Origin of the sequence: Chryseobacterium sp. T20, assembly GCF_047345655.1 — a bacterium.
Taxonomy (GTDB): domain Bacteria; phylum Bacteroidota; class Bacteroidia; order Flavobacteriales; family Weeksellaceae; genus Chryseobacterium.
In genome coordinates this window covers 60,339-83,700 of record NZ_JBLFDU010000001.1, presented here as the reverse complement: position 1 = coordinate 83,700, position 23,362 = coordinate 60,339, and the positions used below count along the sequence as shown (strand labels likewise).

At 31.9% G+C, this 23,362-nt stretch carries 19 protein-coding genes; 12 read left to right on the top strand and 7 right to left on the bottom strand.

Translation table 11 applies throughout. From position 1 onward, the window contains the following. The first annotated feature begins 294 nt into the window (after window positions 1-294). Complete coding sequence (locus tag ACMA47_RS00330) at window positions 295-1,113, top strand: hypothetical protein (RefSeq protein ID WP_413928185.1); 819 nt, start codon at window positions 295-297, stop codon at window positions 1,111-1,113. A 1,099-nt stretch (window positions 1,114-2,212) separates the two neighbouring features. Here ACMA47_RS00330 and ACMA47_RS00325 read toward each other — a convergent pair. Continuing rightward, window positions 2,213-2,905, bottom strand: a complete 693-nt coding sequence (locus ACMA47_RS00325; RefSeq protein ID WP_413928184.1) for a hypothetical protein — start codon at window positions 2,903-2,905, stop codon at window positions 2,213-2,215. A 60-nt stretch (window positions 2,906-2,965) separates the two neighbouring features. Between ACMA47_RS00325 and ACMA47_RS00320 the strand changes: the two genes are divergently transcribed. Both ACMA47_RS00320 and ACMA47_RS00315 read left to right on the top strand, forming a co-directional pair. Continuing rightward, window positions 2,966-4,846 (top strand): AAA family ATPase, encoded by a 1,881-nt coding sequence (locus tag ACMA47_RS00320; RefSeq protein WP_413928183.1) that lies wholly within the window; start codon window positions 2,966-2,968, stop codon window positions 4,844-4,846. After that, window positions 4,843-5,850, top strand: a complete 1,008-nt coding sequence (locus tag ACMA47_RS00315; protein WP_413928182.1) for a hypothetical protein — start codon at window positions 4,843-4,845, stop codon at window positions 5,848-5,850. Before ACMA47_RS00320 ends, ACMA47_RS00315 begins: the two co-directional genes overlap by 4 nt. Window positions 5,851-6,367: 517 nt before the next feature. Here ACMA47_RS00315 and ACMA47_RS00310 read toward each other — a convergent pair. Together ACMA47_RS00310 and ACMA47_RS00305 are read right to left on the bottom strand one after the other, a co-directional pair. After that, window positions 6,368-6,940 (bottom strand): ester cyclase, encoded by a 573-nt coding sequence (locus ACMA47_RS00310; RefSeq protein WP_413928181.1) that lies wholly within the window; start codon window positions 6,938-6,940, stop codon window positions 6,368-6,370. A gap of 82 nt (window positions 6,941-7,022) precedes the next feature. Next, window positions 7,023-7,853, bottom strand: a complete 831-nt coding sequence (locus tag ACMA47_RS00305; protein ID WP_413928180.1) for a helix-turn-helix domain-containing protein — start codon at window positions 7,851-7,853, stop codon at window positions 7,023-7,025. Window positions 7,854-8,225: 372 nt separating this feature from the next. Between ACMA47_RS00305 and ACMA47_RS00300 the strand changes: the two genes are divergently transcribed. The 4 genes from ACMA47_RS00300 (at window position 8,226) to ACMA47_RS00285 (ending at window position 12,012) form a co-directional block, all read left to right on the top strand. Then, on the top strand, window positions 8,226-8,723 hold the full coding sequence (locus ACMA47_RS00300; protein ID WP_413928179.1) for a PaaI family thioesterase: 498 nt from the start codon (window positions 8,226-8,228) through the stop codon (window positions 8,721-8,723). A gap of 76 nt (window positions 8,724-8,799) precedes the next feature. Then, window positions 8,800-9,522 carry an SDR family oxidoreductase gene (locus ACMA47_RS00295; protein WP_413928178.1) on the top strand — a complete coding sequence of 241 codons (723 nt, stop codon included), beginning with the start codon at window positions 8,800-8,802 and terminating at the stop codon, window positions 9,520-9,522. Window positions 9,523-9,533: 11 nt separating this feature from the next. Beyond that, window positions 9,534-10,379: an alpha/beta fold hydrolase gene (locus ACMA47_RS00290; protein ID WP_413928177.1), complete on the top strand. Its 846-nt coding sequence runs from the start codon at window positions 9,534-9,536 to the stop codon at window positions 10,377-10,379. Window positions 10,380-10,458: 79 nt separating this feature from the next. Continuing rightward, window positions 10,459-12,012, top strand: coding sequence for a DHA2 family efflux MFS transporter permease subunit (locus ACMA47_RS00285; protein ID WP_413928176.1), 1,554 nt, complete (start codon window positions 10,459-10,461; stop codon window positions 12,010-12,012). Window positions 12,013-12,212: 200 nt separating this feature from the next. Here the strand turns inward: ACMA47_RS00285 and ACMA47_RS00280 are convergent, their stop codons facing one another. Continuing rightward, window positions 12,213-13,706 (bottom strand): catalase, encoded by a 1,494-nt coding sequence (locus ACMA47_RS00280; protein WP_413928175.1) that lies wholly within the window; start codon window positions 13,704-13,706, stop codon window positions 12,213-12,215. A gap of 498 nt (window positions 13,707-14,204) precedes the next feature. Between ACMA47_RS00280 and ACMA47_RS00275 the strand changes: the two genes are divergently transcribed. Continuing rightward, window positions 14,205-14,633, top strand: a complete 429-nt coding sequence (locus ACMA47_RS00275; protein ID WP_313001663.1) for a DoxX family protein — start codon at window positions 14,205-14,207, stop codon at window positions 14,631-14,633. Window positions 14,634-14,847: 214 nt separating this feature from the next. Continuing rightward, the gene (lepB, locus tag ACMA47_RS00270; RefSeq protein ID WP_413928174.1) at window positions 14,848-16,485 is read left to right on the top strand and encodes a signal peptidase I; all 1,638 of its coding nucleotides are present in this window, start codon (window positions 14,848-14,850) and stop codon (window positions 16,483-16,485) included. A 175-nt stretch (window positions 16,486-16,660) separates the two neighbouring features. Here lepB and ACMA47_RS00265 read toward each other — a convergent pair whose 3' ends face one another. From ACMA47_RS00265 to ACMA47_RS00255, 3 genes are all read right to left on the bottom strand, one after another. Then, window positions 16,661-17,581 carry a helix-turn-helix domain-containing protein gene (locus ACMA47_RS00265; RefSeq protein WP_413928173.1) on the bottom strand — a complete coding sequence of 307 codons (921 nt, stop codon included), beginning with the start codon at window positions 17,579-17,581 and terminating at the stop codon, window positions 16,661-16,663. 163 nt (window positions 17,582-17,744) lie between these two features. Further along, window positions 17,745-18,245, bottom strand: a complete 501-nt coding sequence (locus ACMA47_RS00260; protein WP_313001658.1) for a DUF1097 domain-containing protein — start codon at window positions 18,243-18,245, stop codon at window positions 17,745-17,747. A 627-nt stretch (window positions 18,246-18,872) separates the two neighbouring features. Further along, window positions 18,873-19,520 (bottom strand): hypothetical protein, encoded by a 648-nt coding sequence (locus ACMA47_RS00255; protein ID WP_313001656.1) that lies wholly within the window; start codon window positions 19,518-19,520, stop codon window positions 18,873-18,875. A 263-nt stretch (window positions 19,521-19,783) separates the two neighbouring features. Here ACMA47_RS00255 and ACMA47_RS00250 point away from each other — a divergent pair, with 263 nt between their 5' ends. The 3 genes from ACMA47_RS00250 to ACMA47_RS00240 all read left to right on the top strand — a co-directional run bounded on the left by ACMA47_RS00250 (window position 19,784) and on the right by ACMA47_RS00240 (window position 23,225). Next, window positions 19,784-20,995 carry an MFS transporter gene (locus ACMA47_RS00250; RefSeq protein ID WP_413928172.1) on the top strand — a complete coding sequence of 404 codons (1,212 nt, stop codon included), beginning with the start codon at window positions 19,784-19,786 and terminating at the stop codon, window positions 20,993-20,995. A 444-nt stretch (window positions 20,996-21,439) separates the two neighbouring features. Continuing rightward, window positions 21,440-22,111: a hypothetical protein gene (locus ACMA47_RS00245; protein ID WP_413928171.1), complete on the top strand. Its 672-nt coding sequence runs from the start codon at window positions 21,440-21,442 to the stop codon at window positions 22,109-22,111. A gap of 91 nt (window positions 22,112-22,202) precedes the next feature. After that, entirely contained in the window at window positions 22,203-23,225 is a 1,023-nt protein-coding gene (locus tag ACMA47_RS00240) for a LacI family DNA-binding transcriptional regulator (protein ID WP_413928170.1), read from the top strand. Window positions 23,226-23,362: the final 137 nt, after the last annotated feature.

Sequence of the window (23,362 nt, the reverse complement as noted above, 5' to 3'; positions counted from 1 at the left end):
CTCAATAAATAATTTTATTAAATCTATAATTTTGAATTATATGTTTACTGTAAAAAGTAAATTTTTCAATATATGAACTTACCAATTACTTTTGTTAATGAATCAATATCCTTCTGGGAATGGGCTGCACATGGGCTGAACCATAAGAGAAAAAGAAGCAATCATATATGTCAAAAGAGCTCTATCCAGCGTATGTGCACCGATCTTGCCTGAACGCTGACATATGTATACTATTCGTATATTCACAGCATCCATGACAGAATTATTTTAAAATAACAACAGCTCACCATAACGATGAAAACAATACCCCGTCAAGAAATTGATGATCGAATTAAGGCAATTGAAATTGATAAAAAATCGCCTAATAAGATTTCAAAAAGATTAAGCTCACCACATCAAATCACAGTGAATACTAAAGAGTGGTTTGAGTCTGCAGAAAAATACTGGGAAAAAAGATTCAAAAAAAATCTTATCCTGCCGATATCCGTGGAAAAAAAACATCTTTCCCGTGCTTTGCTGATTGTTGACTTTCTGGTAAAACTTTTAGAATATAGAGGCCATGGCTTTGATCTTAATGGCAGGAACGAAAATATTGTTAGAATATCGGGTCGAGATCTTCATGTAAGTATTCGTAATTTTGGGAAGTATGTCAGTAATGAGCAAAGTAAATATTCGTCCAGAGATTTTGTATTTACAGATATACTTTGCATACAGATGTACGAGAATACTTGGAATAGGAAAGAATGGAAGGATACACCTTATTCTCCAATTGAAGAAAAACTGATTCGTGTTGTAGCATATCTTGAACTTTTTGCAGAGTATTCAGAAGAATATCATTTACAGCTTGAGGAAAACTGGCGAAAACAGGAATTGATCAAACAGGCTGAACAGGAAAAGAAAGAACAATTAGAAAAAGAAAAAAAAGCCATGGAGCAATTAATTGTTGAGGCCGAGAATTTTGATAGAGCGCAAAAAGTCCTGAATTATCTGAAAGAAAGAAAAAAGTTTCTGCAGGAACACAATTTGTTTACTGCAGATGAGGTAGCCTATTTTGATTGGGGCTTAGACCAATATTTATTATTGAATCCTTTATACAATACAAATAAAAAATAACTCTTTTTATTTGTATTGAGCTTGAAAACAAATAAATTAAAAATTACTATTTTCTTGACTTATTATAATTATTTTGGCATATGATAAGTTCATCGATACTTTTTTCGGGATAATTTTGAGAAAATTCAAAAAGAGTTTTCCAATGTTGGGAAAGGTCCCCCTTTGATCTTCTGATCATTCGAATATCGTGGTACCTGCCAGTATTCTCTCCAAATTCATCAGTTGTGGGGATGGAATAAACCATACAGTCAGCCAAATGACGAAACTGTGCGTGTGGATTTGTGAATATCTCTCTGTAAACAAGGGACTTAGACACTTGAGCATAACGGTTGTCAAAAAGTTTTCGGTCATTTATAAATAGGGCAAAAAGGCATTCGTGAATATACGTTGTTACATCTTTTCCTCTAAAACGATAGATGCAATCAATCTGTCCATTTCCCAGCATAACTGCATCGCTCCATTCGTCTATCCACTGGTCATGAAATTCTTTACCATCAAGTTCAATAGCAACACGGTAGTCGTTGGATTTAAGTAAAAAATCAAGACGGAAAAGACCCGCAGAGTTCAGAATTTCATATTGTGGAATTATTTCAAAACGGTCATTACAAATTTTTCAAATTGCTGGATAAAGATTTCTTCCAGCGGGCTTTCCAACTGACTTCTGGTAATGTGAATGGTATTGCTCATAGCTATAAAATTAATAATAATATTTTGAAATTGAAATATTTACAATTTTTTAATTTATTGATATTTAAATAAAGCTCTATCCTGGAAGCAGAAGGGGATGTGGTTGTTATCAAAATTGATTTGTAATAGAGTTACTCTAAGTCAAATAAAAATTTTCTAGATAGACTTAAAAGGTAGAATACAAAATGTTAGATTGTAAAAGTTTGATAATATGTGTTTATGGGTAAAAAATGACTAATAAGTAGTTGTTTTTATTAAGTGCAAGGTTTTGATTGTTAGCGATATATAGGTGTCGTGTAAAATAATAATTGTAAACAGTATTAGAGATGAAGTTAAAAAATTATAATTTTGAGATGAAAATTTGTTTATATAAGCATATTATCAAAATGAGAAAATTAAGTATAAAATCGATCTAAATTCTATAAACGGTTTTTAAAAAATAAACACCTGTTTTTATTTCATGATAGAATATAAATCTAAAGTTTTTATTATTGATCTTCAATTCCACTTTATAAGTGTTTTCATCAATTCTAATCAAGCTACTTGAAAAAAAAGCTTCCAGAATTAAGTGAGTTAATTCTTTTGGATTATCAATGTTGTTGATTTCTTTACTTGTCGATAGATACCTGTTTTCGCAACTAAAGTGTTTAAAAGCATGAAAAATCCCGCCTACAAAATCGGACTTTCCATCCTCGTTTGCTTTTAAGTGACGGTAGAGATCCAGACGTAAAATTTTTTCATTTATTTTACCATTATCAACTTCCACAATGTAACAGAACTGTTCGGACCTTAAAACATCAGCAAATCGTTCTAGATCATACCAAGGTTCTACAATTTGTATTGCTTTTAAAACGTCCATTGCGTGTCCGGTTCCAAATAATTCAGGATGGTTTATTCTTGCAATTAGCAGATTTTTTTCTATGATAGCTTTATAAATATTTGTCGGAATCAAATAATAATGTTTTCCGTTTGAAGAAAACCGCTCATAATTACCTATAGCAATTCCTGTCTTTGCATTATTTTTTTGCTCATGATTCATTAAATTTAAAGACTTATTTTTAATAAATTCACGTACTTTTAAATATTCTTCTCTATCGGTAATCAATTTTATTATATTTAAGAAACTAATATAATAAAAAAAGGATCAATCAAAAACTAATAATACATGGAAATAGTATACCTTTTCATCAAGGATCACACAAAGCTTAAAAATCAAAACCTGAATTTCGGATGTGAATATATATTTAATTATTCGGAAGAATTTAAAAATCTTAATATTATAGAAAATGATTTATATATAAATAATCATTATCAGTTAAACGCAAATACTCAGCTATTAAATATTACCTCAATAATAGGTCAAAACGGAACTGGAAAAACCTCGATTTTAAATTTCATCAGAAACAATTTTGCTCAAGGTCTACCTTTAGAAAGTCCTTGTATATTTATAACTAAAATTGATAATAAATTTGTTATTTATCATACAGAAGACTTGTCAATAGAAAACAAAATCGATCTCCCTAATTTTTCTATCGATAGAATTAAGCAGAAAAAAGAACAGATTAAAGGACAAGGTGTTAGAAATCCATTTGAAATAACACTAGGTTATGATTTTCGAGGTTTTGATTTTACTGATTTAATCTATTTTTCAAACGTTTATGATACCTCCGGTGGCAGCTTTGATTTGAAAGGAATTTATGATATTTCTACAAATAATTTAGTTTTATTAGATTATGATCGAGATATTAAAAGTAAAATTATTACTGTTGCTACTAACCATAACGTTCTGGCTAGTTATGCAAACAACGAACTTCATCGGCAGATTAATTTCATCCATAAATTTCATGAATCGAATAAGCTTCCATTTGAAATTCCTACTGAATTGATATTTACTATCAAAAATGATTATTTCAAACTAACTGATAATAATTTTCTGAACAATAGTAATTTATATACTTACATAGGAAATGTAATTACGAGAGCGCAATTAAGCTTATTAGACTATATAGAAAACACAGAAAAAAAGATCAAGTTTCGTTTAATAATCAACATTTATTTAAGTTTTGTTGTTGACTTTTTTTTATCACATCAAAATATTGATGATTACATTTTAATTGATGAAATTTTTCATAGTGAAAACAAGAATAATATAGAAGTTTCTGAATTGTTGGAAAATATCTCCTCGCTCTATGACAAATTTCAAAGCCATTTTAGTAATAGGTACGAAAATGATCATTTTGATAATATTCGCAAATTAATTATTCTCGTAGATTCAATTAATGAAGATGAGATCAGTTCGATTGGTTTTTCAGTTGAAGGTATAAGAGTGAATATTCAAAAAGGAGATGATTCATCATTTGATCAATTTATGAAATTATACACCGGATCTATTTTTATAAGGCCTTTCTTAAATTTTAGATGGAGAAATATTAGCAGTGGAGAAAGAGCGCTTTTAAATCTTTATTCGCGATTTAATTCTCTTTCAGATAGTGATATTTTAGCAGAGAAGTTGAACAAACATTTGATAATTTTAATTGATGAAGGCGATTTGTATCTGCATCCTCAATGGCAAAAAAGTTTTGTGAAAATTTTACTGGATTTTCTTCCCACCATTTTTCCCAATAGAACAATACAATTAATATTTACAACAAATTCCCCTATACCAGCATCTGATCTTCTAAGTTATAATACCATTTTTTTAGAAAGATATTTAGATTCTTCAGGAAACATTTTTACAATAGTCAAAGACAGTTTGAATGAACAAAAAGAAACATTTGCAGCCAATATCCATACATTGTTATCAGATTCATTTTTTGTCGATAATGGTTTAGTAGGGGATTTTGCAAGTTTGAAAATAAATATAATCATTGAACAACTTAGCAAAAGAATTTACCTGACTTATGATGAGAGAGAAAATATGAGAAAATTAATACATCAAGTCGGGGAGCCAATTATTAAGAACAAGTTGATGCAAATGTACAATGACAGATTCAATTTGGATATACATGAAAGATTAGAAAAAATTGAAAAAATTCTAAAATTATGATAAAAGTTGAATTACAAAATTCTAAAGTTATTTTAGAAATGCATTATAAAAACCTTACCGAAAAAAAAGGTAGAAAATGGACAATAATTGATTTCCTTAATAAAAGAATAGAATATGTCTCTGGCAATAAAGATTTGGAAGATATGTATGAGTATCTTAAAACCAAAGTTAAAAAAAATAAACAAGGATATTCGATACTGACTGCATTACCAAAAGAACTTCAGCTTTTCAAAGAAAAATTTGAAGAGGATTATGGTGCTTTATTAGATCTGTCCTATGGCAAAACTGAGGATCCTGACTATACCTATAGAGACGACCTATTAAAAGTCTTCTATTATTCAAGTTATGATAAATGGAATCCTTATGAACTAGCTAAGAAAATTGCCATTAATGTATGTCCCTATTGTAATCGAAGCTACACATTTTTATTGGGGAATGATTTGAAAAAAGGAACCCGATTTGAGTTCGATCATTTTTTTGATAAAGCTACATATCCTTATCTGGCCTTAAGTCTTTATAATTTAGTGCCTAGTTGCCATGTATGTAATTCAAATCTAAAAGGATCAAGTATATTCAATCTGGGAGATAACATTCATCCCTTTATTGAAGGATTTTCAGAAGACATACTTTTTTCTATTGCTCCAAAAAACATCGATTTTGTTAATGGTAAAAGCAGTGCTTATAGGGTTAAGTTTAAAAAAAACGAATTGAGTACGTGGGATAATAAAAAAATAAAAGCAGCAATTAGAAATATTTCAACTTTCAAACTATCTGGTTTATATAATATGCACAAAGATTACATTAACGAAATTATTCAGAAGTCCCAAATTTATAATGATGATTATATTAAAGATCTATTTAAAAAATATGAAGGAACACTTTTTAGTAGCGAAGATGATGTTAGAAGAATGGTTTTAGGGAATTATCTGCATGAAACCGATTTTTCAAAGAGACCATTGTCAAAATTGACGAGAGATATTGCAAGGGAATTAAAGATTATGTAGAAAGTTTTAGACTGGGTGAATAAAAACTATTGCTAAGAAATTGGATTATTTAATTTAATTATTACCAATGTTTTAAAAAAGAAAATCTTGAATAATAAGGTTTTCTTTTTGTTTAAATCTATCGGTATAATTATGTCAGATTAAGTATTGAGTAATTCATGTAATACCTATTCACTTATTCCAAGACAATATTTCTTTTAATATTCTGATATTTATCTTCAATTAGTAGGTACTGCGAACCTGGAATAAGAGTCATTTTAACCATCTGGTATTTAAAAACAATAATCTCAAAGGATTGTAAACATATTACTTACGATTGTCTTTCAATCTCAACTGCAAAAAATAATCGTGATATCTACAATAAAAAGCACCAAGTTAATTGGTGCTTCGATTTAAGATTAAAAAATAGCTATGAAGAAAACTACAAAGTATTGAAATAATTTATATTTAAATATTAGAATACTATTGTATTTTTTTGATAAAAATGTAGAGTACAAAAAGCGCTAGTATAGGGAACTTAACTTTTTGTATCCTTTATCTGGTCCATAAATGCCTTGTTATCCCAAAACAAATATTCTTCGCTCATTGTTCCTTCTGCATTCCAAACAGCGATTGTTGCCATTGGCAATTTAAATTTTTTGCCTGTAGGTTGCATGAATGTTCCATCTGGTAGAGGCATTGGTTTTGTAAATGTTCCTTCCATATATCCCATAACAGCAGTTAGATTATCTTTTCCTAATCTGAATGGCTGTTCTTTTATTTTAGTGTCCGGAGCATAAACAAACATTGCTTTTAAAGTGTTTATGTGTTGCTCAATACCTTTTTCAATATGACCATCCGGAAAATGAACAATAATATCTTTTGCGTGGCTTTCATGTAGTCTGGACCATTCCTCGTTGCTGAATACTACAAAATCTAAAGTTTGAAAAGTTTCTAAGTTCTTTGAAACGATTTGGTCGGCGGCCGTTAGTTCTTTAATTTTTCTCAGGGCTTTTTCGGCTTCGTGTTTTTTAATGTTTTGTGCATAATAGGTGATGCTGAAAAGTAGCATACCGAGAAATACTACTCTTTTGATAATTGACTTTTTCATTTTTTTTTGTTTTAAATTATATTACAAACTTCCTCAAAAATGTGATTAAAGAATAACACATATCGGAAGAAATTTTGTGATTTTAGGAAATTAATTTTGCCATTTCTTTTCTGTATTCAGTAGGAGTGAAGCCTGTCTTTTTCTTAAAAATATGAGTGAAGTATGTTTTTTCATTAAAGCCCAGGCTGTAAGCTATATCACTAATAGTCATTTCGCTTGTGACTAATAAGTTTTTTGCTTCTGTAAGCTTTCTGATCTCAATAATTTCTGACGCGCTATGATGAAATATTTCCTGACAAATTAAATTTAGATTTCTTGTTGTCATAAATAAGTTTTCTGCGTAAAAGTTGATGTCTTTTGATTTGCGATAATTTCCTTCTATCAAACTGAGAAAGTTTTTGAATGAATTATTCTGGATTTTTTTTGATTCTGTACTGTTTAGATTCATTTTTTTTCTTTCTGATTCTATTATAGTAAAGAGGCATATCAAGAGTTGACGGATGACTGAAAAATCTGGTGACATTTGTATAGACTCTTGATACATTAATTCACAGATGATAAGTAATCGGTTAAAATTTTCGTTGTTTTTTAAATTTATGTTTGCGTTGTCGTGATAGAGCGAGTACAATTGGAAAATAGAGGCTGGAATAAAATCACTTTTAAAACGTATGCCCCAAATTTCACATTTTTCTTCGCTTAATAGCGGTTTGATTTTATGTGATTTTCCCTGGGAGATAAAGCTAACAAATGGTCCTTCAATTAAATGTGTTTTAAAATCGATAAAATGTTCCAAATTTTGACATTTTCCAATGAGTAGTTCTTCAAATTCATTCTTATGCAGTTGATTATATTGTTCAACCGCTTTTTCAGAGTCTGAAGTATTTATTTTAAATATCTTAAATATTGTATCCATAACCTTACTGCTTGATGACTTTTTTAATCTATTGTACTTTTATGTTAGAAAAACTACTCAAGTATTTTGTACATCAAAAGTACATAGCATGGGTCGCTCCAAGGTTATCTTTATCAAATCGAAATTTACTCGAATCAATCAATTAAAATCCTGAAATTTCTTTCAAGAAAAAAACAATAAAAAAATATACCGATCGGTATATTTTTTATACTTTTGTATTCATTATAATTTTAATATTTAATCATTAATGGAAAATCGACATATAAATAAACATAAAATCTTTATTAAAAACATATTAAGTATTATCTAATAAAATTTTTTTACCATTTTATATACCGATCGGTATAATTTTAAACAAAGCAATATTGTTATATGAATACAAACACTAGAACAAGAGTCTACGATTGGACTGATCCCATCGAACTTTTTAAAAAAGCAAGCACTATTTCAGGAAGTGAATTTCTCAATGGAATTATCAACGGAGAATTATCGCCTCCACCTATTGCGAAAACTTTAGATTTTCATCCTGTTGGATTTGATAATGAAAAAGTCATTTTTGAATTCCTACCTCAGGAATTTCATTACAATCCAATAGGCAGTATTCATGGCGGTGTTATTTCTACCGTTTTGGACACTGTAATGGGATGTGCAGTTCATGCACACTTACCTAAAGGCAAAGGTTACACAACTTTGGAGCTAAAAGTGAATTTTACAAAACCTGTTTCGCTCAGAAGCGGTAGAATTACTGCTGAAGGTAAGCTGATCCATTTAGGTAAAAGTACAGCACTTGTAGAATCTCATCTAAAGGATGACGAAGGTAAATTATACGCTTACGGAACATCCACTTACATGCTGTTAGAATTGTTGTAAACTACACACGATTTAAATTAAAACATACAAACATTAGAATTTTTAATGATATAATTTATAACCCTAAAAAAATAAAATGAACTTAACTAACAACACTGTTTTTATCTCTGGAGGATCAGCAGGAATAGGTTTGGAAATAGCAAAAAAATTCTCTGCGAGTGGTAACAAAGTTATTATTAATGGACGTGATCAAACACGATTAGATAATGCTTTAAATTTGCTTAATAATGCGGTTGGAATCCAAGGCGATTTATCCATTGAGAGTGAACGTATTAGAATTTCTGAAGAATTAAAGCAAAATCATCCTGATCTGAATGTCGTAATTAATAATGCCGGATTAGCATATGCTTATTCGCTCGCTGAAAGTGATGAAACTTATGAAAATGCAAGAAAGGAGATCAATACAAATTATCTTTCGATAATCCATTTTAATGAATTGTTATTACCGAATTTAAGAGAAAAGAGTGATGCAGCAATTGTTAATGTTACTTCTATTCTCAGTTTTATTCCTACGTTAACAATTCCCACATATTCCACAAGTAAAGCTGCACTTAAAGCATACACACAATTGTTGCGCAAATCATTAGCCCAGACAAATGTGAGAGTATTCGAACTGATTCCACCGCTGGTCAATACAGAGTTTTCCGCAGGAAGCGGAGGTGAAAACGGAATTGACCCTAAAGAAGTGGCAGATGAATTATGGATTGCATTTGAAAAGAACCAGCTTGATGTGCCTGTTGGAAAAAGCAAAGTAGTCTATTCTATTTTTCAAGAAGCAATATCAAAATTGACTAAGTAAACTATAACATTATGAGTATAGTATCAAAAAATGGTGACACTCAGTTCGCCGCTCTGAACGGACAAAAATTGGCATTCCGGAGTTTTGGTAACGGCTCTCCTATATTTTTTATCAATAGGTTTAGGGGAACTATGGATACGTGGGATCCGTTGTTTCTTGAACTTGTATCGAAAGATCATCAGGTAATATTATTTGATTATCCCGAAATAGCAGAATCTTTTGAAGGGACATTTCCAAAAGATATGAAAGAAATATCTTCATTGATTATTGAACTTGCTGATTATTTAAAAATTGAACGCTTCAATGTTTTGGGTTGGTCTTTTGGTGGTTTAGTGGCACAATATATTACCTTTTATTATCCTAATCGAATTTTAAAATCGATAGTTATTGGCAGTAATCCTCCTGGTGAAAATAAAGTTCCATTTGATCCGGAATTTTTTAAAAGGGCATTAAAGCCTGTTAATGACTTAGAGGATGAAATAGTTTTGTTTTTTGAACCTAAGTCATTAAAAAGCCGTGAAGCAGCTTTTGTATCACATAAAAGAATTTCAGAAAGGTTAGATGTCAGTAGAATACCCTCAACTCAGGAGATCTTCCAGAAATATCTGAATGCTTCAGCTGAAGTTAAAGACGATAAAGAAAACTTTCGAGAGAAATACAGGACCTTAACACATCCTATAATGGTTATTATGGGAGATCATGATATTTCTTTCGCAGTTGAAAACTGGTATCCATTATTACAAAATGCACCTACTTTACAACTGATAATTCTTCCAGAGTCTGGCCATGGCCCACATCACCAAAGCCCTGCATTGGTAGCTTATTATATTAAGGGGTTCCTGGCAATTGTAGATTAATTTAGTTTTTTTTAGATTTTTTTTTGCGTTCATAATATACCGATCGGTATATTATGAGTGCTTTTCTTATAAATATAAAATGAAAAGTAACTTTACCAGGATCGTTCTTATTTTTACGGTCATTTCTGCTGCTATTATGGAGTTGATAGATACTTCAATTGTGAATGTTGCCTTAAACCATATGAGTGGTAATCTTGGTGCAACGTTGGAAGATACCTCTTGGGTAATTACATCTTATGGAATAGCAAATGTGATTATCATTCCCATGACAAGTTTTCTTTCAAATAATCTAGGAAGAAGGAATTATTATATTGGATCAATAATCCTGTTTACTTTTTGTTCTTTTATGTGTGGAAACGCAACTAATATCTGGGAACTTGTTGCTTTTCGATTCTTACAGGGGATAGGTGGCGGGGCGTTATTATCAGTTTCTGCGATGGTAGTCTATGAATGTTTTCCAAAAGAGAAACAAAATATTGCGAGTGCTCTATTTGGTATAGGTGTCTTTATAGGACCAACAATTGGTCCTACGCTCGGAGGCTATATTACCGATAATTATTCGTGGAATTGGATTTTTTATATTAATATACCAGTAGGTATTCTTTCAGCAATATCCTGTTTTCGGTTACTACCAGAATCCCCAGTAAGGCAGGTCGTAAAACAAATTGACTGGCCAGGGATCATATTGTTGGTTATTGGAGTAGGATCTTTACAAACAGTACTGGAACGTGGTGAAACAGAAGATTGGTTTGCAACAAGATATATCATTGTACTCGCAGTCTTAGCTGCTGTTTCACTTGTATTATTTGTTTATCGCGAGCTTATCACACCATATCCTGTTGTCAAACTTGCGCTACTAAAGAATACATCATTAAGCATTTCTGCTGTGTTGACATTTATAACAGGTATTGGAATGTTTACTTCAATATATCTTACCCCGGTTTTTGTACAGCGTTTGCTGGGGTTTACGCCTTCACTAGCTGGGCAAATGTTATTGCCAGGTTCTATCATTGCTGTATTTGCTCTTATCATTACGGGTAAGTTATTGCAAAAAGGAATTTCTCCAGCACTAATTGTTTTATTAGGATTTGCGAGTTTTATATTATTCAATTACAATATGTCGCTCATTGATCTGGACGTTTCTTTTGAATCAATTTCTCTTAATTTGATTTACAGGGCAATCGGAATGGCATTATTGACGGTTCCTTTATCAACACTTGCAGTATCTTCTTTAGAAGCAAAAGATATGCCCCAAGGTACAGCTATAAACAATATGATGAGACAGCTTGGTGGTTCTTTTGGAATCTCAATCATCAACACCTACATTGCTAGACAAATGATGCAGCATAGAACAGATTTAATTTCACATCTTACACTTGATAATTTAGGAGTTACAGAAAGATTAAGCGCTTACACAAAATTATTTGAGAATAAAGGTTTTGAGTTTCATGATGCACAGCAAAGGGCTTTAGCCGTGTTAGAAAAAAGCGTTGTAAAACAATCTTTTCTTTTGAGTTATATAGATGCATATATTTTTATTGGAATGATCTTTACATTGGCTTTACCTCTTTTACTTATTTTTTTAAAAAAGAGAAGAAGTGTAAAAACAGTTATTCCTGTCTCAGATCATTAACAATAGATAAAGACTAAATTTATATGATTTTAGAGCTGCATTATTTTTACCGGGTTTAAAATAAAATATTTAATACGGTCTATTATTCATAAAATCTTTACTAGGGGTCGTTTATGCAAACAACCCTTAGTAATAGATTCTTCAATATAATTAATATAAACGATGATATAAGGTTCCAATGATGCTGAGCAATATTGACATTAGAGAAGATCTGGTAATTTTTTCATTTCATATCCTTCGTATTCCTGAACAATTTTCATTGGCAGATTAAGAGCAGATGCTACGCCTTTCCCATATTCTGGATCAGCTTTATAACAATTTCTGATATGACGGATCTGAATAAATTGATCAGCTTGTCCAATGGAGGCAGCGGTATTGTGGAATAATGCTTGTTTTTGTTTATCCGTCATTAATTTAAAGAGGTTACCTGGCTGGCTATAATAATCATCGTCCTCACGATGGTTCCAATGTCCTGCATCTCCTGTGATTTTAAGAGGAGGTTCACTAAAATCGGGCTGGTCCTTCCATTGATTAAAGCTGTTAGGCTCATATGAAGTTGTATCTTGATAATTACCATCAATACGCATAGCACCGTCACGGTGATACGAATGATAAGGACATTTTGGCGAATTTACAGGTATTTGATGGTGATTTACACCCAGTCGATATCTTTGAGCATCACCATACGAAAATAATCTTCCTTGTAACATTTTATCTGGAGAGAATCCAATTCCAGGCACTATTGCTGCGGGATTAAATGCAGCCTGTTCTACTTCGGCAAAATAGTTTGATGGATTTCTGTTAAGAATAAATTCACCAACTGGAATTAATGGATAATCCCCATGTGGCCAGACTTTAGTTAAATCAAAAGGATTTATATGGTAAGAGTCAGCATCTTCTTCTTTCATAACCTGGATAAATAATTTCCATTTAGGAAAGTTGCCAGCCTCTATATTTTCGTATAAGTCTTTCTGGTTACTTTCTCTGTCTGAACCAATAATAACAGAGGCCTCTTCATTGGTTAAATTTTCTATTCCCTGTTGTGTTTTAAAATGAAATTTTACCCAGTATCGCTCTTGGTCACTGTTTATAAAACTGAAAGTGTGACTGCCAAATCCATCCATGTGACGGAATGATTTAGGAATACCTCTGTCACTCATTGTAATGGTTACCTGATGTAGAGATTCAGGTAACAATGTCCAAAAATCCCAATTATTGTTAGCACTACGCATATTAGTCCGAGGATCTCTTTTTACAGCGTGATTCAAGTCGGGGAATTTTAAAGGGTCACGTAAAAAAAATACCGGTGTATTGTTTCCTACAAGGTCCCATATTCCTTCTTGTGTGTAGAATTTCATTGCAAAACCTCTAATATCCCTTTCTGCATCTGCTGCTCCACGCTCTCCTGCAACAGTTGAAAAGCGTACAAACATTTCTGTCTCTTTGCCGATTTCTGAGAACAGGTCTGCCTTTGTATATTTTGTTATATCGTGAGTTACCCTAAAAACACCGTATGCCCCAGATCCTTTGGCATGCATTCTACGTTCCGGAATAACCTCTCTGTCAAAGTGAGCAAGCTTCTCCAAGAACCAGACGTCTTGAAGTAATGCTGGACCATTTTTTCCTGCCGTTAATATATTCTGATTGTCTACGACAGGTGCACCTGTTCTGTTGGTTAATTTATTATTAGCCATAAATTTAAATTATTTATTGAATTGAATTATTGTTTAAAATCAATACAGTTCGATATGCTATATTGAATTGTTTTTTTTACAAAGTTATTTTCAGAAGAGGTGGAAAGGAATGTCAATTAATTCGTTTAGGATGTTAAAATTTTATCAGCAATCCAAGTATTTTTATTTAGAAACTTTATTTAATAAGAAATAATTATTTAAATATTTATTAAAAAGATAGTTAGATAAATGCGCTGTTAAGGCACGACAGAAACTCAGGGAAATTTTTCTTCTCTACAAATTAGACTTCCTAAAATCTGAGCTAGTCCCAAAATACTACGACAATTTATTGAGAAGTAAAAAATAGATTGGATTTACTAAATCTTGGATTGATCGAGATAACACCAGCAGGAATTCTCTGCTATACCTTTGTCATAACAAATTTGAAAAGAATTACTGTTGGTAATTTTAAGAAAACAGGTGTAAATAATAAGTATATAATAATAAATTTCGTTAATAATGAATAAAATTAATTCCTTAAATAGTATAAACAATCATAGTTTGGCTATCTTAATCCAGCGTCTATCAATAGGTGGTCTCATGTTATTTCATGGTTTTTATAAACTCTCACATGGTGTAAACTGGATTGCAGAAATGTTAGTTGCTAAAGGACTGCCTGGTTTCATTGCATATGGATCTTATATAGGTGAAATTGTAGCACCGATCATGATCATTCTTGGGGTCAAAACGCGCATAGTATCGGCAATTTTAGCGGCGACATTGTTTAATGCCTTTTTATTAATGCATCTTTCCGACTTCTTTTTAACAAATCCAACAAGCGGTGGATGGCAGATAGAGCTTATTCTCCTTTATTTTTTAGGAGCAATTACATTGATAATCACCGGTGGTGGAAAGTATGCGCTTACTTCAAAAACTAAGTATGACTAAGGTATTGATCTCTGATAAGCGGTTTTACATTTAACAATCATAATTACGAATAATCTTTCTTTATCTTATGCTTTGAAGAGAAACTTATTATACTGCAATTTGCTTCAACGACATATATCTTGCTATAAGTGTAGTAGTTTCTCTTCTTTTTAGAATAGTATTTGAGTAAAGCAAAATAGATTTCAACTGATCTTAATTTAACAAATATACCGGTATGTATTACTTTCTAATTTATAGTGGTTATGTAATGATTTTATCATTATTAATGGGTGCATCCACCTGGAAATTGTATCGTATGATGGGCTATCATCCATTGATCAGCTTTATTCCTTTTTATAATTATTATATCATCCAAAAGGAAACAAAACATCCGAGATGGTGGGTATTTCTTTCGTACCTGCCAGTGGTAGGACCTATTATGCTGTCAGTATTCCATCTCTTTCTTATGAAAAAATTTGGGAAGTACTTGATAAAAGATCAGTTTTTAACTGTTTTACTGCCCTTTATTTATATTGGAGTCATTAATTACTCTAAGGAAACCGTACTTAAAGAAGAGAATGCGTACGAACTCTTATTCGCTGAAGATAATAAAAAACAAGATTCGGTTGTAGGATCTGTAACTTTTGCTGTTGTATTTGCTACGATAATTCATGTTTTTGTAGCCCAACCTTTTGGGATCCCAACCGGTTCTATGGAAAATACAATGCTGGTTGGAGATTTTCTATTCGTAAACAAATGGAGTTATGGATACCGTCTACCAATGCGTCCTGTGTCAATACCATTTTTACAAGGTACTATTTTCGATATGGGGGAAAAAGGAAATCCAAAAGATGACCCCAAATCATATATTGAATCTGTACAGCTTCCTTATGAGCGAATTTTTCAATTTGAGAAGCCTAAAAGAAATGAACTTGTAGTGATAAACTATCCAAGGGATTCTGTTCATAAAGCTATTGATAGGATGGATCCCTATGTAAAACGGAATGTTGCGGTGGCAGGAGATACATTTGAAATCAGGAATGGTAAATTTTTTATTAACGGTAAGCCCGAGCATATAATGGGGGATCAATTCCTTCAGCATTCATTTAATGTCAGGACTTCCGGTCAGATGAATATTCCATTTCTGTACAAGGCCTACGGTTATTTACCTGTAAACGAAGTTCAGACCAATAATGGTTTTGCATATTCTTTCCAAGGTTTAACTGACAAAATAGCATCAGAACTCAAAAATGATAACGAAGTGCAGAGCATTTCACAGTTTTCCTGGCCAAAAGATTCTGCTGCTGTTGCTTATAAATTAAACGCTGACCGTTCTGCTTATACGAAAAGTATAGATACCACTCAGTCTATCTTTCCAATTAATAAAAAATGGAATCCCCATTGGTATGGTCCAGTAAGAATTCCTAAAAAGAATGATTTGGTGGTACTTAATGAAGACTCTTTACCGTTATATGAATGGATTATCAAAGATTATGAGCATAATACATTAATGCATAGAGGAGGGAAAATCTATATTAATGGAAAATTGTCAACAACCTACAGGATCAAACAGGATTATTATATGATGATTGGTGACAATCGAGATGCATCGCTTGACAGCCGGTTTTTTGGATTCGTTCCTGAAGAAAATATTATAGGAAAGCCTATATTGACCTGGCTGAGTGTTCAGGGACTTTTTAAAAATGATGGGTATTCTTATCAGGCTCCATTTAAAATCAGGTGGGAGCGGATGTTCAAGTTTGCTAATACCGGTGAAGTAAATAAGCCATCATACTGGTGGGTCGGGGTGATCATTTTAGTTTTATTTTTTGGGTGGGAAAATATTGTAAAACTTGCCAAGAGAATAAAATAATTAGAACGATAGTAAAAATAATGAGTTAAATGCTTGATCATTTAACACGATTATGATTTAATTTTTGATAACTATGAATTTTCTAAGATTTTTCTTAGTTATGAAATAGTGAAAACAAACGGTTTCTGAACTACTGAAACCGTTTGTTTTTATTATGCTATTGCATTCTGTCGATTTATTTGTTATTTCTAAATTGACTTGGAGTGATATGAGTATTCCTTTTAAAAAACGCTGTGAAGTTTGACTGGTCATCAAACCCCAAACTGTACGCAATTTGATGAAAACTCCATTTTGTTCTTAACAGCAGTGTTTTTGCCTCTTCAAGCAATCTGTGGGTGATATGCAAACTTACACTTTTTCCTGTCTCTTTTTTTACCAGACGGTTGAGATAATTGGGGTGTATTCCTAAATTTGCTGCAAATTCTTTAACTGTTTTTATGCGTATAGGCACATCATAGTTGATATTTGCAGTTTCTTGTTCTAATAAATTAAAAAATTGATGTAAATATTGAAATTCTTTTGATGTAGCATATGGCTGGATAAAAACTGAAGAACGTATTGCTTCCAGTATTATTATCCGAAGCCATGCGAGGATTACATCAATATTTAATGCCTGAACTGAGTCCATTTCATGCTTCATATTGGCGAAACAGCTGTTGATTAGATCGATATCATCGTCGGCAATACCGATAACGTTGCAATCTTTATTGGTGAAAACATTAAACTTTTCAATAAACTGCTTCAATTCAGGATAATCTTTAAAAATTTCCTTCTTAAAAAGACAGTAAAAACCTTCGTTATCTTCTGAGAGGTTTTTCCAGGAAATTATATCGTTCGGATGAACAAATAATAAACTTGGTTGGTCAATATAGTATGAATTTGTACCAATTGTATAGATAGAGGTACCTTTACCGGAGATAAATAAAACTTTGTAAAATTCACGTCTGTTAGGGGATAACTTATTTATACATGTATAAATCTTACGGTCAAAAATTTTAATCAGCCAGTCGTCTTTATAATCTCCATAAACAGGGATAAGGTTCGGTATGTTTCTTAATAGCTCAATGGTCTGTGGATCTTTTGTTATCTTTTTCATTTTTTAGTAAACCTGTATATCAATACTAGAAGTTTTGAGTTAAAAAATAAATGTTTGTGACGATTTTGAAATCCATGGATTATATCTGAATATTGTCAATACTTAAATAACTAAATATCTATTCATCCAACTTTAGAATTTGATTTGCGGAGTAATTGACTGGCTAATAATTATCAAAATTGACGACATCTTTGGGTTCCATTTTATCGGTTATAATTTTGCAAAGAAATTCAGCAAGCCAGGCGAAAAAGAATCCACTAATTACTGTTACAGCCATAAGGAAAAGGTTATTAACTGTCGCAGGCTGATTGATGCCGAAAAATATTATAATTCCTTTGAAATAGGCAGGAATGGCTGTCAACGGTTTTAATTTATGAACCCCCGAGACAAAAAACGTTATTACAAGCATAACAGAAATAGGCAGGGAGAGTGTACCAAAGGACATACTTAAGGATTGACCGGTAATACTTATTAGGACGGCTATTCCTATACCTAAAAAGATTTGAATACAGGTATGTAAAATTGATCTGAAGGTTTGTCCGAAAACATGAAAGCTGACCCATGTAATAAATAAAACCCAGGTAGGCATATTGAATAAAATGGTAAAGTAAACAGCAATCGCACTTATTAGCCCAATTGCAAGTGCTCTAAAAAAATTTGTCATAATGTATGAAATATTTGTTGAAAGAATCATTTCAATTAGTTAATGCTAATTGTTTAGACCGTAGAAATGATGTTATAAACTTTAGCAAAAGTACTCCCTTGGTAAGCTACTTGATCGGTGAATTTCAAACACGTATTTATGAAAATCAAACTTTTCAAAATAATGATATATATATTTATGTAGTTAATTTTTTTATAATGCATTAGCAATAGAAAAAGATAGTTTCGTAGTTTATCATAATTGTTTGTTATCGAATCACATTATATTTCAGGTTTTAATGATTTGAAAATTGCTTTACAGCTTTAAAATTTGGGATCCCATTCGAATAATAACTATTTTTGGAACTAGCTCTAAAAAGGTACACATTGGTTCCAAAGATTAAATCAACAAATAGCTTTAGTGAATAAACAGTTAAAAATAAAGCCATCAGAATCCAAACAATTCTGATGACCAAACGAAGTATAAAATAGGAGTAAAAATAGCTGAATAGGTAAATAATAAAGAAATTACTTCTTAAATCATTTTCAGGCTACATTTTTTATGACACTCCATAATTCTATAAGGTCACTTTTCGAGGCTGGAATGATGCCTTAAAAACCAATGTTATAAAATATGAAGCTGTAATATTTATAAAGGGGTATAAATTATTGACATAATTGCTGTTTGTTCATTAAAAGAATTGGCTCCGCCTGTAATTATATTACATCTAACCGTATCACCTGGGTTTAATTTCAAGGCAAGAACCTGGTTCACAGTATATTTGTTTCCGGCTAGCAGTAGTCCACCAGAATTTTGATTATAAGGGGTGGTTTGAATGGTAAAGTTGGCATCGGCATTAGTGAAATTCGCAAGAAGAATACTGGCAGAAATCTGATAAACACCTGCCATATTCACAGTAAAAGTATTATTAGCTGAATTCCAATTGCCGATGGCGGTGTTAGGAATAATATCTGTTGTATCAAACCTTACTTGATTTATTACATTTCCTCCGGCAAATGGAGTAGTAACTGGATTAACCAGTCTTGTACTTAAGACTGTGGTGGGAATTTTAAGATTTTTTGTTAAAACAGACGGATCGATCTGATAGACATCTCCGTTGGTCTGAGAAATTAACAGGTTAGACGTTCCAATAGATGGCGCTAGTGGTGTTTGTCTTATTCTTGCAGTGCCATCAACATCTAATGTCTGAGTTGGATTAGGAGTATTGATTCCTACTTGTGCAAGAGCAATATTTGTGAATAATAATATAAACAAAATAGTAAGATTTCCTTTCATAGTGAGAATGTGTTGTTTCAGTTTTCTACTTTTCAAAAGTATGTCATCTGAGACTAAAACCTTGAAGCCCAATCAATCAAAAAATTATCAATTTCAAACCTTTTTCTATATTGATCTTACAAAAACCTTTTTCTGAGAAAAATAGAGGTAATTTAGCCGCACTAAAAATTTCAGTTAATTGACGTTATCTTGTTAGTCATGTTCTTAATGATCGTTTCGCTTAATGCTGAAAATATCCCAAATATTATATTATTAGACTTTCAATGGAAAATTGTTGGAAAAAAAACTTCATATTATTGTGGTCGGGCCAATTCATTTCTTTGCTGACCAGTTCTATTGTTAATTTTGCAATCATTGCCTGGTTAAGCTTAAAAACCGGATCGGCTGAAGTATTAACATATGCCGCTATCTCAGGACTTTTAGTTCAGGGGATTTTAGGTCCGTTTGCAGGTGTTTTTGTAGACCGATGGAACAAAAAATTGACCATGATACTATCGGATGGCTTTGTAGCACTCGCAACAATATTTTTAGCCTTCTACTTTTATTGGGGAGGCAATAACTTAAATGTGATCTACATGATACTTGCACTAAGATCGCTGGGTTCGACATTTCATATGCCCGCTATGCAATCAACAATACCATTGATTGCTCCAAAATCGGAACTATTAAGAATAGCCGGTGCCAATCAGATCATAAGATCTGCATCAAATATTGCAGGACCAGCCGTTGGAGTTTTATTGATTACTATTTTACCGATCGGTAATGTTCTGCTATTGGATATTTTAGGTGCTTTTATTGCGGTATTATTTTTATTTTTTATAACAATACCAAACGAAAAGAATACTACTGACAAAACTATAAAAGTATCTGTTTTTTTCAATGATATGAAAATGGCCTATCAAGAAGTCCTGAAAAACAGAGGCTTATTTTTAATAGTGTTATATGGTAGCATAGTAGGAATATGCATCGTTACTTTATCTACATTGATACCCCTTATGACTATTAGCAATTTCCATGGTGGTAAAATTGAATTAGGAATTATAGAAAGCGTCTGGGCTTCAGGATCAGTTTTTGGGGGTGGATTATTGCTGGTTTGGAAACCAAAGCTACCAAAAGTCAAAATTATTACTATAGCCCATCTTCTTATAGGTATGTCTTTTTTCTTTTCAGGTCTGTTGAATGCTAATTACTTTTACCTTTTTGTTCTTTTGACAGTACTTAGTGGTGTTTCAGGTTCATTTTATAACTCGGGATTTACCGCAACAATTCAGACAAGAGTAAATCCTAAAATGCTCGGTCGAGTTTTTGCCATGTATTCCAGTATCGACGTATTTCCGACGATCCTAACTCTGATTGGAACTGGCTTCATCGCAGATCATGTTGGCATTAACATTATTTTTGTCTTATTTGGCTTGATTATATTCTTGATTGGAGTGCTATCATTTTTCAGTCCGTCAATAAAAAAGTTGATATGAGTGCTTTATTGTACAAATTTTTCTATTAAGTAATTGCAAAGTATGTTGGACAATACAAACTACCACCAATTTAAACAGGACTGCAAAGCAGTGTAAGTTAAATTTTTCTCGCACAATAATATTATTTCCAGTACTTTTAATACAGGTATTACATGTTTTCAGTTTCTGATCAGGAGAAATAAAATTTAAATCCAACACTATAATGCAATGTTTGCTAACGATAAACATCGGATTGGAATGGATAATTGGACATGAAATATAATAATGACCTTTGCAAGATAAAAATAATTTATCTTATCACTGCTGAAATTAAAGATATAATGGTTATTGTAGCTCTGCATTTAATAATTGTTGATCCTATCTTCTACTGGTAAGGTTATGCAAATAAAAAGTATTCAATTTTACACTCTATAATTTATTCAATAAAAATTTATACAGATTCTAATGAAATTTTTACAATCGATTACTTTAATGGCAGTTTTTTCGATCAGCCGTCTTTATGCCCAAACCAAAAATAATTTAGAACTGCGAGAACCTTCAAATCCACCTATCAATATGGAAGTTTTGATAGGAAGTCGAGGGGTTATGTATCAGTTGATCGTTAATAAAAAATTCAAAAGTATACCCAAGCTTGGATTTTTCAGTGTCACAAACGGAACCGGAGCTTGGACAAAAGAAAGCCCTGCAGACATTATGACGCAGGCTCACATTACGTACAGTTTATCTAAAAGATTAAATGTTACCGCTGGTATGCAGTATTATCCAAATTATGGATTTCGCCCTGTTACCAGTTTAATGTATACATACTCGAAACCGGATTTATTGTTTATATTAAATCCCAAAATTGATATTGCTTCTGATTTTGCAAGTGAAAATATGGTAATGGTTGAATATAAACCTAAAATTAATGACAAATTTAATTTTTATAGTAGGATACAAGCTTTATATGGTTTTGTGCCACATTCAGGGGCACATAATAGAAGTTATTTGATGTTAAGAACAGGTATAATTTATAAAGAATTTACATTGGGACTGGCTACTAATTTTGATCGATATGGTCCTAGTAAACAGGAAGAGAATAATTTCGGACTATTTATAAGTACATTATTGTTTTAATTTTCTGAAATTCTTGCCAAATTTTAGGAAACGATTCCACGTAGATTTCCATTTACTAAATTTGATCTATAATTGAAGTTTTATAAGCCCTATGAAGCGAATTACTATTAAAGACCTGGCAAAACACCTCAGGTTGTCGACTTCTACTATTTCGAGGGCGTTCGTTAATGATAAAAACATTCATCCAGAAACAAAGAAAATTATTCTGGAAGCTGCTGAAAAGTTTGGATATAAACCTAATCCTACAGCATTAAATCTGAAGTACGGACGCTCAATGAATATAGGATTTATTGTTCCTGAAATGACTACACCCTTTTCAACAAATGTTTTGAAAGGTGCTAGAGACTTTTTAGATCCACTTGGTTACCGGATTATTATTATGCAGTCTGACGAGGATCCGGCTGTTGAAAGAAAAAATCTGTCCCTGCTTGAAGAATTTAATGTTGACGGAATTATTGTAAATCTTTGCCATCAGACCGAAAACAATGCAATTTTTCAAAAAATTATCAATCAGAACGTTCCACTTGTTTTCTTTGATAGAATACCAAGTGATTCTCTGGATGTTTCTAAAGTTATCATTAACGATAATATCAAATCGGCTTTAATGGTAGAGCATCTATTTACTACCGGTAAAAGAAGAATAGTACACCTTATGGGACCTGAAAACATCCGTAATTCAAAGGAAAGAGCGCTAGGCTATCAGAGAATTATGATTAAATATGGAATATCCGATTCTCAGTTACTGATAAAATCTAATGGACTCTTATTTGGGGATGGACGAAAAGCAGCAAAAGAATTATTGGATAAAAAAATTGAATTTGACAGCATCTTTGCATTTACTGATACATTGGCAATCGGTGCAATGAATTATCTTCTCGAAAATAATATTAAGATTCCTGAAACAGTTTCTATCGCAAGTTTTTCCGGTACAGAACTTGCTACGATGGTTTATCCTCAAGTATCAAGTGTACAGCAGCCGTTATTTCAAATGGGTCAGTTGGCGGCAAGATTGATTGTAGAGAAAATAAAAAACCCTTCAGATTCCAGTAAGACCATTTCTCTAGATGCTGAACTTGTTTATCGTTCCTCGACATTAGGGTTGTTTAATCCTTAATATATATCTTTTTTATTGTCGATATTCATTAATGATTAGATAGATAAAAAGTATGTTTCTAGTAATTTTTATTCAACAGATTTTTATGATAAGTAATAGATTGATTTGGATAATTTATAATATCCAACTCTTTCTGA

Excerpts from the sequence above, each read along its gene's own strand:
- ACMA47_RS00330 (WP_413928185.1), top strand. The coding sequence starts at position 295 with ATGAAAACAATACCCCGTCAAGAAATTGATGATCGAATTAAGGCAATT.
- ACMA47_RS00320 (WP_413928183.1), top strand. The coding sequence starts at position 2,966 with ATGGAAATAGTATACCTTTTCATCAAGGATCACACAAAGCTTAAAAAT.
- ACMA47_RS00315 (WP_413928182.1), top strand. The coding sequence starts at position 4,843 with ATGATAAAAGTTGAATTACAAAATTCTAAAGTTATTTTAGAAATGCAT.
- ACMA47_RS00310 (WP_413928181.1), bottom strand. The coding sequence starts at position 6,940 with ATGAAAAAGTCAATTATCAAAAGAGTAGTATTTCTCGGTATGCTACTT.
- ACMA47_RS00305 (WP_413928180.1), bottom strand. The coding sequence starts at position 7,853 with ATGGATACAATATTTAAGATATTTAAAATAAATACTTCAGACTCTGAA.
- ACMA47_RS00300 (WP_413928179.1), top strand. The coding sequence starts at position 8,226 with ATGAATACAAACACTAGAACAAGAGTCTACGATTGGACTGATCCCATC.
- ACMA47_RS00295 (WP_413928178.1), top strand. The coding sequence starts at position 8,800 with ATGAACTTAACTAACAACACTGTTTTTATCTCTGGAGGATCAGCAGGA.
- ACMA47_RS00290 (WP_413928177.1), top strand. The coding sequence starts at position 9,534 with ATGAGTATAGTATCAAAAAATGGTGACACTCAGTTCGCCGCTCTGAAC.
- ACMA47_RS00285 (WP_413928176.1), top strand. The coding sequence starts at position 10,459 with ATGAAAAGTAACTTTACCAGGATCGTTCTTATTTTTACGGTCATTTCT.
- ACMA47_RS00280 (WP_413928175.1), bottom strand. The coding sequence starts at position 13,706 with ATGGCTAATAATAAATTAACCAACAGAACAGGTGCACCTGTCGTAGAC.
- ACMA47_RS00275 (WP_313001663.1), top strand. The coding sequence starts at position 14,205 with ATGAATAAAATTAATTCCTTAAATAGTATAAACAATCATAGTTTGGCT.
- lepB (WP_413928174.1), top strand. The coding sequence starts at position 14,848 with ATGTATTACTTTCTAATTTATAGTGGTTATGTAATGATTTTATCATTA.
- ACMA47_RS00265 (WP_413928173.1), bottom strand. The coding sequence starts at position 17,581 with ATGAAAAAGATAACAAAAGATCCACAGACCATTGAGCTATTAAGAAAC.
- ACMA47_RS00260 (WP_313001658.1), bottom strand. The coding sequence starts at position 18,245 with ATGACAAATTTTTTTAGAGCACTTGCAATTGGGCTAATAAGTGCGATT.
- ACMA47_RS00255 (WP_313001656.1), bottom strand. The coding sequence starts at position 19,520 with ATGAAAGGAAATCTTACTATTTTGTTTATATTATTATTCACAAATATT.
- ACMA47_RS00250 (WP_413928172.1), top strand. The coding sequence starts at position 19,784 with ATGGAAAATTGTTGGAAAAAAAACTTCATATTATTGTGGTCGGGCCAA.
- ACMA47_RS00245 (WP_413928171.1), top strand. The coding sequence starts at position 21,440 with ATGAAATTTTTACAATCGATTACTTTAATGGCAGTTTTTTCGATCAGC.
- ACMA47_RS00240 (WP_413928170.1), top strand. The coding sequence starts at position 22,203 with ATGAAGCGAATTACTATTAAAGACCTGGCAAAACACCTCAGGTTGTCG.